The sequence below is a fragment of the Veillonella sp. HPA0037 genome (assembly GCF_000411535.1).
In the GTDB taxonomy this organism is placed as follows: Bacteria; Bacillota; Negativicutes; order Veillonellales; family Veillonellaceae; genus Veillonella; species Veillonella atypica.
This window is the reverse complement of sequence record NZ_KE150483.1, coordinates 1,446,446-1,461,185: the sequence shown is the minus strand read 5'-3', so window position 1 is coordinate 1,461,185 and position 14,740 is coordinate 1,446,446. Positions and strand designations below refer to the sequence as shown.

15 protein-coding genes are annotated in these 14,740 nt (G+C 40.3%); 1 reads left to right on the top strand and 14 read right to left on the bottom strand.

All coding sequences use genetic code 11. The features are described 5' to 3' along the window. Positions 1 to 515: 515 nt before the first annotated feature. The 5 genes from HMPREF1477_RS06625 to HMPREF1477_RS06605 all read right to left on the bottom strand — a co-directional run bounded on the left by HMPREF1477_RS06625 (position 516) and on the right by HMPREF1477_RS06605 (position 7,613). Positions 516 to 1,313 carry a sulfite exporter TauE/SafE family protein gene (locus tag HMPREF1477_RS06625; RefSeq protein ID WP_016476307.1) on the bottom strand — a complete coding sequence of 266 codons (798 nt, stop codon included), beginning with the start codon at positions 1,311 to 1,313 and terminating at the stop codon, positions 516 to 518. A 56-nt stretch (positions 1,314 to 1,369) separates the two neighbouring features. Then, entirely contained in the window at positions 1,370 to 2,644 is a 1,275-nt protein-coding gene (gene larA / locus HMPREF1477_RS06620) for a nickel-dependent lactate racemase (protein ID WP_016476306.1), read from the bottom strand. 710 nt (positions 2,645 to 3,354) lie between these two features. Continuing rightward, entirely contained in the window at positions 3,355 to 4,899 is a 1,545-nt protein-coding gene (locus tag HMPREF1477_RS06615; protein ID WP_016476305.1) for a ClC family H(+)/Cl(-) exchange transporter, read from the bottom strand. Between the two features lie 272 nt (positions 4,900 to 5,171). After that, a complete protein-coding gene (gene fucO, locus HMPREF1477_RS06610) occupies positions 5,172 to 6,323 on the bottom strand; it encodes a lactaldehyde reductase (protein ID WP_016476304.1) in 1,152 nt (383 codons plus the stop codon). Between the two features lie 141 nt (positions 6,324 to 6,464). Continuing rightward, positions 6,465 to 7,613, bottom strand: a complete 1,149-nt coding sequence (locus HMPREF1477_RS06605; RefSeq protein WP_016476303.1) for a glycoside hydrolase family 3 protein — start codon at positions 7,611 to 7,613, stop codon at positions 6,465 to 6,467. A 159-nt stretch (positions 7,614 to 7,772) separates the two neighbouring features. Here HMPREF1477_RS06605 and HMPREF1477_RS06600 point away from each other — a divergent pair, with 159 nt between their 5' ends. Further along, a complete protein-coding gene (locus HMPREF1477_RS06600) occupies positions 7,773 to 8,006 on the top strand; it encodes a (2Fe-2S)-binding protein (protein WP_005378014.1) in 234 nt (77 codons plus the stop codon). A 321-nt stretch (positions 8,007 to 8,327) separates the two neighbouring features. Here the strand turns inward: HMPREF1477_RS06600 and HMPREF1477_RS09870 are convergent, their stop codons facing one another. The 9 genes from HMPREF1477_RS09870 to HMPREF1477_RS09610 all read right to left on the bottom strand — a co-directional run bounded on the left by HMPREF1477_RS09870 (position 8,328) and on the right by HMPREF1477_RS09610 (position 14,343). Continuing rightward, on the bottom strand, positions 8,328 to 9,254 hold the full coding sequence (locus tag HMPREF1477_RS09870; RefSeq protein WP_304412408.1) for an IS3 family transposase: 927 nt from the start codon (positions 9,252 to 9,254) through the stop codon (positions 8,328 to 8,330). Next, the gene (locus tag HMPREF1477_RS09865; protein ID WP_016475879.1) at positions 9,170 to 9,769 is read right to left on the bottom strand and encodes a helix-turn-helix domain-containing protein; all 600 of its coding nucleotides are present in this window, start codon (positions 9,767 to 9,769) and stop codon (positions 9,170 to 9,172) included. The genes HMPREF1477_RS09870 and HMPREF1477_RS09865 overlap by 85 nt, the downstream gene beginning before the upstream one ends. A gap of 104 nt (positions 9,770 to 9,873) precedes the next feature. After that, positions 9,874 to 10,506, bottom strand: a complete 633-nt coding sequence (locus HMPREF1477_RS06585) for a site-2 protease family protein (protein WP_005378174.1) — start codon at positions 10,504 to 10,506, stop codon at positions 9,874 to 9,876. A 98-nt stretch (positions 10,507 to 10,604) separates the two neighbouring features. Then, positions 10,605 to 11,375, bottom strand: a complete 771-nt coding sequence (locus HMPREF1477_RS06580; RefSeq protein ID WP_016476302.1) for a carboxymuconolactone decarboxylase family protein — start codon at positions 11,373 to 11,375, stop codon at positions 10,605 to 10,607. A gap of 183 nt (positions 11,376 to 11,558) precedes the next feature. Continuing rightward, positions 11,559 to 11,990 (bottom strand): hypothetical protein, encoded by a 432-nt coding sequence (locus HMPREF1477_RS06575; protein WP_016476301.1) that lies wholly within the window; start codon positions 11,988 to 11,990, stop codon positions 11,559 to 11,561. Positions 11,991 to 12,075: 85 nt separating this feature from the next. Then, positions 12,076 to 12,597: a MarR family winged helix-turn-helix transcriptional regulator gene (locus HMPREF1477_RS06570; protein ID WP_016476300.1), complete on the bottom strand. Its 522-nt coding sequence runs from the start codon at positions 12,595 to 12,597 to the stop codon at positions 12,076 to 12,078. 472 nt (positions 12,598 to 13,069) lie between these two features. Further along, positions 13,070 to 13,279 carry a hypothetical protein gene (locus HMPREF1477_RS06565; protein ID WP_016476299.1) on the bottom strand — a complete coding sequence of 70 codons (210 nt, stop codon included), beginning with the start codon at positions 13,277 to 13,279 and terminating at the stop codon, positions 13,070 to 13,072. A gap of 177 nt (positions 13,280 to 13,456) precedes the next feature. After that, positions 13,457 to 14,047, bottom strand: coding sequence for a nitroreductase (locus tag HMPREF1477_RS06560; RefSeq protein WP_005384678.1), 591 nt, complete (start codon positions 14,045 to 14,047; stop codon positions 13,457 to 13,459). Between the two features lie 68 nt (positions 14,048 to 14,115). Further along, entirely contained in the window at positions 14,116 to 14,343 is a 228-nt protein-coding gene (locus HMPREF1477_RS09610) for a hypothetical protein (RefSeq protein WP_016476298.1), read from the bottom strand. Positions 14,344 to 14,740 lie beyond the last annotated feature (397 nt).

Genomic DNA, 14,740 nt, shown 5'->3' with positions numbered 1-14,740 from the left:
ATTTACCCGAAAAACAAGTGCCTTTCCTAGGAACACACATCAATAAAAATATATGATAACCACTTATGAAAGCCCATAAGGGTATCCCCTATCAATATGCGTATTCATGGGGATTAAGAGGTTTATAGCATGAATACAGATCTACACCAATATATGAATATTTATGCGGATTTTCCTAGTATCCTGTATATTACACATTAGGAATTATCAATATAAATTAGTTATGCGTTTTAGGAATAGATGCTAAAAAGCACAGACAAAAGGACTGTAGCAAAAATGAGGTAATCTCATTTCTGTTACAGCCCTTTTATATATTTTTCTTATGTTTAGACTATATAGGTACTCTTGTAAATTAGAACAGGCGTGTTCTATTTGTAAAAGTATCATATTTAGGTGCTCTTATAAATTAGTACAGGCGTGTTCTATTTGTAAAAGCATCATATTTAAGTGCTCTTATAAATTAGAACAGGCCTGTACTAATTTTAAAAAGCAATGTATATGAATATCTATCCTACTTAAAACAATATCCCAGAGCCAATAATCAATTTAATAGCCAATGCAAATACGCCGATGCTCATAAGTGCCAAGATAGCCTTAGCTCTGAGGCGTTTTGCTATTTGAGCGCCTGCTTGGGCCCCAAATATGGCACCGATACTGGCAGGGATAGCAATGTTAAATACGATATGGTTTTCTACAAAATGGGTAATAACACCAACTGACGTGGATACGGCCAAAATAGCATGACTTGTAGCGGTTGCTAAATGTGTTGGAAAACCCATGATGTAAATCAGAGCAGGCACGTGTACTAGCCCACCGCCGATACCGAAAATACTAGAGATAAAGCCAACAATAATACTAATGCCAATACCGACTGGTTTATTGTACGTCACCTGATCTTTTGTTAAAGATTCTTCCTTCCGTTCTTCTTTTTTACCAAAGTTCTTAAAGCCAATTAGAAATGAGGCACATAGCATAAAGCAACCAAAGGCAAATTTAAATCCCGGTCCAGAAAATTCATCAGACATTTGAGCCCCTATAATAGCCCCTGGAAATGTGGCTACACTAAAGATTAGCGCGGCACTAATATATATCTTTTTCTGTTTAAGATATGCCAGTGATCCTGAAATAGCATTACACATAACAGAAAACAGCGATGTGCCAACAATCATGGATGGAGACCACTCTGGGAACCAGTACATAAACAAAGGTACAAATACGATACCACCGCCGGCACCAATAATAGTACCTAACATAGCGGTAAAAAATCCGACTACGATAAAAAACAGATAGAATAAAACTATATTATCAACCATACTGACACCCCTACGCTACCACACAAACAACACCTAGTTATTCAAACATGATAAATTTATTCAACAATCACGGTAGAGCCATTAGGAATGATGGTAATCGATGCATCCTCGCCCATAATGCCACGGGCGATGCACAATGCTTCATCTAATGTGGACGCAGGCGTCATGTGCATATCGCGAATGACTTGATGGTCGCAATCTTGAGTCACAACGATAACCTTATAGTGATTCAAAATACGCGCTAAAATTTGAATTTTCCATTGGTATGGTTTAGTTTCATTGCGAGGTACGCCGTGAATATCATTCAAGATTTGTTGAGGACTTTCCATGTTTTTGAAAGCCTCATATAAAGCTTGTCCTCCATGTCCTTCTTTACAGGAAGCAGCGATGATGATAACACCGCCATCCTTACAAGATGCTTCGCCAGCCGTCATCCCCTTTACGGATTGATATAAATTTTGGTCAGATGGATAGCCACCATTACTTGTAATAACGATATCTGCAGGAATAGCTTTCACAGAAGACAAGGAACGAATAAACTCATAACCTTCCTTATGGGCATCTACACAATCACCAGCTACAGCCTTAATAATTTCCTTTTTACTATCGATAATAACATTTAGGATGAACTGCAAATTCGCTTTTCGTGCAGCGTACAACATATCCTTGTGAATCGGATTTTCATCGATTTTACCGGTCCGGGAATGCTCGCTTTCAATAAATTCGGCACAATGATTAGCCAACACCGTCACCTTGGATGCTACGCCAGGCAACACGGATTTGCGGCCGCCCGAGAAGCCCGCGAAGAAATGAGGATTAATTAGCCCTTCGGAGATGAGTAATTCCGTTTCCACCGCCAAACGATTGATGACGCACTTGCCGCCAGATGGCAACGTGCCGATTTCTACCATATTAGCCGCATCCTCAGAATCGTGATTGATGAGTTTTTCGTTATTCACGATATCCTCGCCGAACCGATGCACCATCTCGTCGTGCGTCATAGCCCGATGAAAGCCAGTGGCAATCAAAATCGTAATATCAATCGTCGGATTCACCGCGCGAATGCGACGGAGCAAAATTGGTAACGTCACCTTACTAGGCATAGGACGCGTATGGTCACTCGTAATGATAACCATATTGCGTTTGCCCTCAACCAATGCTTCAAGAGACGGACTATTAATCGGATGATCAAGCGCCTCCTCAACAAGCTCAGCGGGACTCTTCTCCGCCTTATACGCCGCCGCATTAGACACAAGAACCCCTTGCACAAACCGTTCATCAATAGACACATCTACACTTTTATAATCATAAGGAAAAGAATACGTCTTCATACCAGTACCTCCTGTTGTATTTATAATAAGTATACCAAAAATACTCAGGAGCAGCGAAATCTTCTTATCAATCTAATTAAACTTAAATACTTAGGAATGCGAGAACCCTCTAAAGAAATCTCCACCGGCCAGGTCTGACTACGCCCTTCGGGCTCCGCAGGGCCAAAGTCGATTTCTACAGAGGGTTCTCGCATCTTCTAATTCAGTTCAACCGAGATTGAAAAAGAAGATTTATCTACACTATAACAAACAACAAAAAAAATTGAACCATGTGATTTTAATATTGAGCACTAAAGAATCAGTGAACTAGAAAATAACCACTCTATTTCTTACCATTGTTGCCTGTGGCAAAGCAGATAAATCGTATTTCCAATCTATATGGGGCTAAATGATAAAGGGCTAAGGCCCTACTAAAAAACGACTTTGGCTCTGTTACATATGGCCTATGGCCATACAGCGAAATTTTATTTTCAATCTATAGTTTAGGATATGAAAAAAGTGAGCTACCTCAAAAAAACGACTTCGGATCCCTTCCTCTACTGTCTGTAATAATGCAGCAAAATCATATTTCTAATCTTAATAGTTCTAAATGACAAAGGACTGAGGTCCTACTAAAAAAACGACTTTGGCCCTGCGAAGGCCGTAGGCCGAAGTCAGACCCGGCCGGTGGAGGCTTTTTTAGTAGGACCTCAGTCCAAAACGATTTAATACTAATTAGATTGGAAATACGATTTTGCTGCTTTTAATCGTCCTCGTTCGCACGATACTTGTAGTTCATCGCCCGGTTGTAGTTTTACATCGTTTAGAGGCACGATGTATGTTCCATTCCGGCGAATGCTAACGATTAAACTCCCCTCTGGCAAGTTGAGGTCTTGCAATTGTGTATCAACATAGGATGCCACTACAGGCACCTTGGTTTGGAAAAAGGTTTGAACATTTTCTAGGTTGCTTTGACCTGTCATAGCTTGTAATAAGGAATCGTAAATAGGTGGTTCTTTTAAGAGTTCTGCCACCAAGTAGGCCACGATAGTAACGATACCAATAGCATAGATATTGGAAAAGCTATCCGTCATTTCAAGAACGAGTAAAATCGCCAAAATTGGGGTACGCATAGCGGCCGCTAGCATGCCGCCCATGGCACAAAGAACAAATTGAGGTACAAAATCTGGAGCTATTAATCCCATAGATGAAAGTACGCTTTCACAAAAAGCACCGGCTGATGCACCGATAACGAGCATCGGTAGAAAGATGCCGCCCTGTGCGCCGCTGCCATAGCAGAAGGTAGTGAGCAAAATTTTGCCTAGCACAATGCCGCCTAGGAGCAATACGCCATGAGACTGAAAGGCCAGTTGACCCACCAAATCATTGCCACCGCCCAACAAGAGCTGGGAATCAAAGCCGATAACGGCCACAGTCACAAAAGTAATCACAAGTTTTAAGAAACGAGAGCATTTCATCCACTCGAAGAAACGCTTAAAGGCAAATATCATGCGGCAAAACAATACACCGCAGAGCCCCATTAAAATACCTACACCGAGCAGAACCGGAAAATAATCAAGCGGCATCCCTGAAGTTACGGAAAATCCGAGAGCCGGCGTAAGGCCAAAGATAGTTACCGTAATGTAGTTCGATATGAGCGTAGCCACGAAGGTAGGAATGACGAGGTACGGATAAAAGCTTTTATGCACCTCTTCAAAGACGAACATAGCCCCCGACACAGGCGCACTAAAGGCAGCAGTTAAGCCTGCACCGGCACCAGCCGATGTAAGAATGCGTTGTTCACGTAGGCCTGAATTCATCCAATACGACACAATTTTACCGGCAGAGCCGCCGATTTGCACCGCTGGCCCTTCACGGCCCACGGAAAATCCAGCAAAGCCGGTTAGTACGCCGCCAATCATCTTTGAAATAAGCGTGCGATATGGCTTCATGTCGAATAAACCGAGCATTTCCCCTTCAATTTGAGGGATACCGGAACCGCCAGATAATGGCGCCCACGTTAACAATCGATCGACAATAAAGGCAAATACGACCATAGCAATGAGCCAACCAATGGCCCATCCCAATGAAATATCACCCATTAGATGCCATCGGATATGCTCAGACTCGAGGATTAAATATCGATAGGCAGCGCCAAAAAATCCTGCAATGATACCTACTAAAGCCCCTTTAGCAATGAGTTCAGATAGTAGTATCCGGTTCATCGACATATCTGCCAAGGTAGAGCTGCGTTTATTTAGTTTCCATAGTTTCATGCATTCTCCTCCTCGTGGAAAATATATCGAACATCAGTCTAATCTATGTAGGATTCTCTAAATGGACGGCAATAACGATTTCTCTGTCATCCGTTCTAAACGAAGTTTCTCCGCTACATACGTATCAGTATATTTATAACTAGTATACTTTCCGTTTCCTACTTTTTCAAGAATACCCTTGTAGAACAATTTCATAAAATAAAGAACAGCATCTATATGAGTAATGATTTACCCTATAGATGCTGTACCATATTGTTATTGATTACACTTAATTAGAATATAGATTCATAAATACCAATGATTTCATCAATGGTTACATCTCGTGGATTACCTGGCGTACATGCGTCGTTGAAAGCAGATTCTGCGAGGAATGGGATATCTTCCCGTTTTACGCCAGCTTCGCTGAGGGATTTAGGAATGCCTACATCGTCAGCTAATTTTTGAATTACATCGATAGCTGCCTGGCGATAGGTTTCTTGATCCATCGCATCCACATCAGCAACGCCCATAACGCGAGCGATTTCACGATATTTTTCGCCTGTTTCAGGCGCATTGAATTTAAGAACTGCAGTGAGGAGCATTGCACAAGCTTTGCCATGAGGGATGTCATATACAGCACTCAATGGATGTGCCATAGAGTGAACGATACCAAGACCTACGTTAGAGAAGCCCATGCCCGCAATATATTGACCAAGAGACATAGCTTCACGGCCTGCATAATCGCCAGCTACAGCATTGCGCAAGGAACGACCGATGATTTCTATAGCTTTCAGATGAAGCATATCTGTAAGTTCCCACGCACCTTTAGTAATGTAACCTTCTACGGCATGAACGAGGGCATCCATACCAGTAGATGCACAAAGGCCTGTCGGCATCGATGCAGACATATCAGGGTCTACGATAGCTATAATTGGAATGTCATGAGGGTCTACGCAAACAAATTTGCGGTTCTTTTCCACGTCAGTGATAACATAGTTGATGGTAACCTCTGCTGCCGTACCGGATGTAGTAGACACAGCGATAATCGGCAAGCAAGGATGTTTTGTAGGCGCCAAGCCTTCAAGACTACGCACATCGCTAAATTCAGGATTTGTCATAATCGTAGCAATAGCCTTACTCGTGTCGATAGCACTGCCACCGCCTACAGCAACGATCACATCAGCACCAGCCGCCTTACAAGCAGCCACACCAGATGTTACATTTTCAATGGTTGGATTCGGCTTAATATTGTCATATACATCGTAAGCAATGCCTGCCGCATCAAGCAAATCCGTAACCTTCGTAGCAACCTTAAACTCAAATAAATCAGGCGTAGATGTAACGAGAACCTTTTTAAAATGGCGATTCTTAATTTCGTTTACAATCTCCTGTATCGCACCTTGCCCAAAATACGACGTGCCGTTCAACATAATTCTCCGAGACATATACTTCACTCCTAACGAATAAAAAATAAACCGATAGAGAATAACTATACTTAGTAATTCTCTATCGGTATCAAAAAGTCCTGTATGAGGGGATAAATACGTTGTTATGAATACACTATATACTATGGATTAACCTAGTATTTATAAACCATGGCTCATCTTCATAAGCAATATACGTTTCACCGATTCATCAAGACGTTCCTTAGAAATAGTGCCATCTTTAACGGCTTTCATAAGCCCATTATAGGCCTCTTGCATATGTTCATACTCATGGCATACGAGTAAAATGTCACTGCCAGCTTGGATGGATTGAACAGCCATATCGCCGAAGGTATAGTGTTTGGCAAGGGCGCCCATGTCCATATCATCGGTAACGACGACGCCGTTATAGCCCATATCTTTACGAAGCCAATCAGTGATGATTTTCTTGGATAAGCTAGACGGATGATCAGGGTCGATTTGTGGATACATCGCATGGGATACCATAATCATATACGTATTCGGTTTCGACTGTTTAATAAGGTCTACAAATACCTTTGTATCCTCAGCGAGTAACGTATCTTTAGACACAGGCACCACGCTAGTGTCTGCATGTAAATCTACATCGGTTTTACCAATGCCAGGGAAATGCTTGTACGAATACCATAGGCCAGATTCGTCATAAGCTTTGCCTACCGCACCTGCAAACTTCACGACTTGATCGGGATTCGTACTATATGAGCGACCATAGGTTAATCCCAAGTCCGCATCAGGCGCAAAATTAATATTAAATCCAAGGTCCTTAAGTTCAGTCCCTACTTGTTTGGCTAGATTTGCTGCATGGTCAACAGAACCTTGACCCAGCTCTTCTGCAGGGGGCACCTTAATCAACTTGTCCTCCATACGCGCCACGGCGCCGCCCTCTTGGTCGATACCGATGAACAATGGCGTAAGACCCGCACTTTTACCGGCCTTATTAATATCAGTAATGAGCGTTTTCACCTGCTCCTTACTCTCCATGTTGCGGTCGAACAGGATAATGCCACCCACTCGATATTCATTGAGCATAAATTTCGCATCATCATTCAAGGTTGTGCCATGAATACCAATCATCAACAGCTGGCCTACCTTGTCTGCATCGGACATATTAGCCACAAGCTTATCTACCTTTTCTTCTGGTGAAAGCTCACTCTGCACCACTGCTTCATAGGTTACAGGCTCTGCCTTCTTGGCAAAGGGATTATGAAATGCGCAACCTGATGTGAGTGCCAAAGCACCAATCATAGTCGCTGCTACAATACGTCGTAACATATTAACCTCCAAGTATAATTTATAATGCTTATAGTATATCATCTTCGACCATGTTATATGTACTTAACAAAACAACCTTTTCTATGCTATACTAAACTATATCGTAAAGTTTCGATGTAATTTAGTATATAATGACTCGTGTGAGTCAAAGAGGAATATATGGAATTTGAAAATAACCAAGTACCAGAGGCAATTCTGGACAAATTAACAAAGGTGTGTACATGTCGCAGCATTACACGCAAAACGATTAAAGAGGCCATTTTTAATGGGGCTCATACATTTCCAGCTGTCAAAGAAGCGACTCGAGCAGGCACTGGTGCCTGTGGTGGCAAAGGCTGTGGTCCGCGCATCGTAAAATTACTAGCGGAACTAAAAGAACAAGGTCGCATTTAACATTATCCCTTGTTTTAAAATAGAACAGGCCTGTTCTATTTTACAGAACCTCATATAGGGCTCTTTAGAATTAGTACAGGCCTGTTCTATTTTTTAGGACCTCATACAGGGCTCTTTAGAGTTAGTACAGGCCTGTTCTATTTTTTAGGACCTCATACAGGGCTCTTTAGAATTAGTACAGGCCTGTTCTATTTTGCAGGACCACATATAGGGTCCTTTCACCTAAAACACAAAAGCTATTAGTTGATCATATATAATGTAGTGACCCCAAAAAGTTAGACTTATTATTCCGAGTAACTTAAACTAGTTGCTCGGAATTTTTTATGCTGCAGTAGTAGCTAAACGATAGTCAACTGGACTTAGCCAGTTCAATTTCTCCTTAATTCGTTTAGTATTGTAATACATAATATAGTTTTCAATCGCCTCTTTTAATTCATCATAGCTATGAAAGGTATTGCCATAATACAGCTCTTGTTTTAAGATGGCAAAGAAATTTTCCATTGGTGAATTGTCGAGACAATTACCTTTTCTAGACATACTTTGGAATATATTATGCACTTTTAAATTATATTGATACGTTTTCATTTGGTAACCCCAGCCACGGTCAGAATGAAATGTTCGCCGATACTTAGCATCGGCAGTCTTTTCAATCGCTTGTTGTTGTGCTGAAAGTATGGACTCAGCCGATGGTGTAGGACTTATACTAAAACTGATAATTTCAAGATTATATAAATCCATAAATGGATCTAAGTATAGTTTTCTGACTTTTAAAGCACCATTTGCATCTATTTCATAATATTTAAATTCAGTTGTATCTGTAGTAATTTTTTGATGTGGTTGAGTGCAATGGAATCTACGCTTGATGCGATTAGGTGCAATCCGCCCTTTAACACCTTTATATGAGTTATATTTTCGGCTCTTACGGGAGAATGTTATTACTTGCAGATTAAACTTTTGCATAATTCGTTGTAATCGTTTCTTATTAATAACAATACCTCGTGATTGTAACAAGGGTAACAACCGTCTATATCCATAGTGGGGATGGTCTTTACGAATATCTTCAATAGCTATTCGTATTTGTAAATCTGGATCCACTCGGTCCAAGCGCTGTTGCCAGTACATATATGTTGCTTTGGGAAAATGTAAGGCAGCAAGAATCTCAGTTAGATTGAATTCTCTTCGGAGACTGCTAATGATTCTTGCTGCTCTTTCATTTTTCGAGCGTCCTCGAGGCGCAATCTCCTCAATTCTTTTAAATAGGCATTCTCTATTTGTGCATAGCGTAATTGTTTTTCTAATTCTAAAATACGAGCTTGCTCTGGTGTTAATTCTTTTTTCTGCTTTTGGCTACGTGATTTAGTATGTGTGGTAATCTTTACTTTTTCATCTGTCCGTCTCATAGTAGGTACTCGTCCTTTCGGTCGCTCGACAAAAGCATTGGCCCCATATTTCATAAACTCCAATTTCCAACGAGTTACTAATGAAGGATTATTTAGACCATATTGAAATGCAATTTGCCGATATGATAGTTCACTAGTTAAGTATGACTCTACCACAGCTAGCTTAAATTCTGAAGTATATCTTGTATTATTTCGTTTTCGACATAAACCATCTTTACCAAATTCTTTAAATGCATTAACCCAACGCAGAACTTGCGTTGCATCCTTTACACCGTATTTCTTAGCTAAAGAGCTATATCCACCCTCGCTATTTAGATATGCGGTAACGACTTTTAATTTAAATGTAAAGCTATATTTTGCCATAGAAAAACCGACCTCCTTAACGTTAAGATTTTTGGTCTAACATTAAGGGGTCGGTTCATAATCAACTAATAGCTTTTTTAAGTTTAAAGGGCTGTTTTGTTGGGTTATAGCACCAAGTTAACGATACTTTCAAAACCACCAAGAATCGATTTTTGCAAGGGCACAAAGATGTGCGAAGCAATCGGTGAATTTAATATAACGATCAAGATGAGCAAGGAAACCATGCTAAATCGTGCTACATGAATTTGCCATTTAAGAGGCAAGAAGTTCATCAAAATATGGCTACCATCGAGTGGTGGCACAGGCATCAAATTTAAGATGGCAAAGTTAATGTTGTACACGACGATGAGAAACAATACGAGGTACAAGGAGTCATTGCCCAATAGGTTCGCTGCTTCCAAGCATCGCATAACAACGTAGCCGATAAAGGCCATCACAAGATTCGCCATAGGCCCTGCGATGGATACAATCATATCATCGGTCCGCGGGTCCTTAAAATTGGTGGGATTTACAACAACTGGTTTGGCCCAGCCAAATCCACCTATAATCAAGGCCAAAGATCCAATGAGATCAAGGTGTACAAAAGGGTTCATCGTAAGGCGCCCCATCATACGCGGTGTAGGGTCACCCAGTAAATCTGCTGCCTTAGCATGAGCATACTCGTGCCCTGCAGCAGCAATGATTAGCGCCGGAATGGACGCGATAATCATAATTAAACTTAATCCAGAAAGAATCATACTACTCCTTGTTATCTAATAGCACTTGGCTACTACATCATGTATTGATTTATTTCCAATTCATTAATTGGCTTCTCATTTATTGATTTGTGTTCCATTTATTGATTTGCTTCCCTTTCGGAAAAGCCCGCATTAATGCAAGACAATGCATTCAACACACGAGGAAAGCCAATATACGGCACACATTGGGAGGCAATGCTAATCAGAAATCTCTTATCATTTCCTACGTTCAAATTACCAATGACATGCGCCTTAAGCTGCGCTTCACAACCGCCTTGCGCCATGAGAAAACAAAAGGTAATGAGCTCGCGTTGTTTAGTGCTAAACCCCTTACGAGTATAGTAATCACCGAACATGTTCGCTAACCATTTATTGATATGACGCATATCTTCAGGTCCCGATTGGTAAAAGTTACGCATTCCTTCACCCCAGATTTCCACTTGCTTTTCGATGCCCTTTTCAAGGCGATTTTCACTGGTAATCGTGCTGCGATGAGGATTTTGAATTTCTTCATCTCGGTAATCGAGTATCTTATTAGTAATCTTAAAGAACGGACGCACCTTCCCGATGCCAAGATACGGTACCGCTTGATAAATAAGTTCCACGATTTCATCGGGAATGACACCAAAATTTAACGCAGCTGGCATCATCAACGAGTATTCATCTGTGGCACCTGCCCCAACCAAGGTAGCTAAAATGGCCAAGAAACGACTATGCGCTGCTACATTACAGCCATCCTCTATAATGACCTCGTGAAAGGCAAAATTTTCAAATAGATCTTCAAACTCAGGGTCTATATATCCTGCTGGCGATGCAATATCGGGGAACATGCGTTCCGTATAGGCCTGCGCAAATTCAGATTTTGCCATCCTTACCTCCTAAAATAATTATTAAGCTTTCACCTAACATACAATTAATAGACTTTCACCTAACATACAATCTATCAACATCATAATTATATGATATCTATACATTCATATATATACAATAATGGTGAAAGCCCCTTATAAAGAACTTTCACCATTATACGTATCATTATAAGTATTTAATTATTATGCATGAACGTTTACAGTTGCAGGAACAGCATTTACATCAGGGAATGCAAACTCTGTGCCATATACTTCTTTCCAAGCAGCTTTGAACATGTTGAATTCATTTGTGCCAGGATTGATTTGGTACAATTGACCATCTGGAGCAAAGCGATATACAGTGTGCAAGCTAGGATGCACAATATATTTGAACAATGCAGCTTCGCCGTATTGGTTATTATGCATATTTACTACATTAATACCGAATACATAGTTGCGGCTACCATCGATCAAATTAAATTGAGATGCTTTGTCAAAGTAGTAAGTTTCTGTACCGTTAGCACTGTTTGGCACTTCTGGGTAATTTTCCAAACCGTTCCAGTTAGCAGCGCTAGCTACGGAACCAACCAATAATGTTGCTGCAAGAGCAAATGTAGTAACTAATTTCTTATTCATAATGTTCGCCTCCACCCTAAACGGGTAACACTAGGTCTACTCCCAATGACCCAATAATACAATATCTAATTAAATTATATCATATTTATCGTTTAATATCTTCAGGATTGATAACACCATGCGCTGCATCAATGGTATCTAATAATTTATTAAGCAACTTTCTCAATTCAGCAGCTTCATGAACAGTAAAAACTTCTTGCGTGCTAGCTACTAGTTTCTTAGGTACTTCGATAGCTTCCTTGCGAAGTGCATGGCCTTCTTCTGAAAGAGTAACCATTACCACCCGTTCATCATTACGACTGCGTTTACGTTTTAAGAACCCTTTTAGTTCTAATTTCTTAAGCAACGGCGTCAATGTACCAGAATCGAGGCGCAACACTTGCCCTAATTCCTTGACGGATAATTCACCATATTGCCACAATGCCATCATGACAATGTATTGAGTATATGTCAAATTCAAAGGTTCCAAATGCGGACGATAAGCATTTACGATTTCCTTAGCTACTACATACAAAGGAAATCCCAATTGATTTTCCAACATTAAATAATCATCTTCTGGAACCTCTGAAACGCGATTATAACCTGCTAATGTACCTATTTTTGCCATTAACTAGCCCTCCATTACACACACTTTGTATTTCTAAATTAATTGTACACAATTTTCCATTAAGCGGTCAATACATCTTTGTAAATTCTTCAGCAACTTACGGTTTCATAGATGAGGGGTCAAAATGACACGCTACTGCGCAAGCGGAGCCCGAAGTCATTTTGACCCCTCATCTATTCCACACAATAAATGCTTTAAGAATTTGCAAAACTGCATAAAGCAAGGGTCTGTCTCCGCCCTGCGGGCTCCGCAGGGCCAAAGTCGGCTTCAAAACACCCACACATCCGCCATGAACGCTAATCTATATTTAGCTAATCGCAATATAGCATTTTATATTAGAATCCATTAGGAATTTATAAAGATTATAAGGAAAAAGGGCATATGGGACAGCACATCAAAATTCATTTCTGATTCTTGATATGCTATCCCATATGCCCTTTTGTATTGAGTTCGTTTGGTACTAAATATATCCTTAGTTATGATATGTATAAGTTGTTTCTTTGTCTACCGCAGCCATATCAACGAGCATGGTCCAGGTTAAAGCTTCTTGCGATACGCTATTCCATTGGATGGGCATAACAGGCATAGATACTACATCTGTATGATCTAATGTGTTTATTACCATTCGTATTGATTTCGTATGATTTACAAACCAATCTTTTATTGTGCTTCGCGTTGCCATAGTTGCCTCCAACTAAACTGTATCATTAGTAATAGTATTACTAATTTATATCTATACCCCCATAGGTATTTACTATTATCTATACTATATACCCATATAGGTATATTTGCAAGTGTATTTTCATTTTTATTCTAAAAATGAAAAGGGTCGCATATGCGACCCTTCGGTGTGTAGTTATTAGTCAATATAGGTTACAGGATTCCCTTTGATGTCAAGTTCTCTGCGGTTTAGTCCATTTGGCAAGTCTGGATAGCCGATGGCAAGGCTTGCATATACTTTTTCATCATCGCCCATGCCAAGTTCGCGAAGGCGTTTGATTATGCGTTCGTTGTCTTGTAGGTGACGTAATTGGTTCACCCAGCAGGATCCCAAGTCTAGTTCGTTGCAGGCAAGCATCATGTTTTCCATAGCACAAGCTGTATCAGAGAAATTATTGGCTAGCACAGGTTTATGAGCCAATACGATGAGCACCGGTGCATTGTAGTGGAATACAAATTTGCCCTCTTTGGACATTTTAATGATGTTCACCATGTATGGCGGCGTTTGTTCCGTTACTTCCGTCTTACCATACTCTTCTTGAACAAGGGTTACTAGTTCTTTCAACACATCCGGATTGGTAATAACCATAAAATGTGTAGGTTGTAAATTGCCCCCTGTTGGCGCGCGACGACCTGCATCGATAACGGTGTCGAGCAATTCTTGTGCAACCGGTTCAGGTTTGAATTTACGTGTACTATGACGTGTTTTTATGCATTCTAATGTATTCATGATAAACCTCCTTTTGAGAGTATTCTACTATGAATTATTGATTGCTTACAAGTTTTCCTATATATAGATTATTGATTACTTACAAGTTTGCCTACATATGGATTTCTGTCTTCGTCAGAATTGGTTTTATATTTCCAAGACAATAATAATGCCGAGTTAAGTACTACGAGTAAGCTTCCCCCATTGTGTACGAGGGCGCCCCATACTGGTGAAAGCGTACCAATCATGGCTAAGATAATGGCAATACCATTCAGAATGAGGGCAAAGCTTAGGTTAATTTTAATAGTGCGCATCATGTGTTTGGATAAAGCTAGATAATTACTGATTTTATTAACTGTATTCTATTTTTGCATGTGTTTATTACACAAATACATGAGCGGTTATTCATATATCCGATCCATCGTATTCTTAATTCTCACACTTAGAGATAAGAGCCAATAGACATATATATGTGTCCTACAAAATAGAACAGGCCTGTACTAATTCCAATGAGCCCTATATATGGTTCTGCAAATTAGAACAGGCCTGTAGTAATTCCAATGAGTCCTATATATGGTTCTGCAAATTAGAACAGGCCTGTAGTAATTCTAACGAGCACTATATGTGGTTCTGCAAAATAGAACAGGCCTGTTCTATTTCTAATGAGCCTTATATATGGTTCTGCAAATTAAAACAGGCCTGTTCTATTTCTAA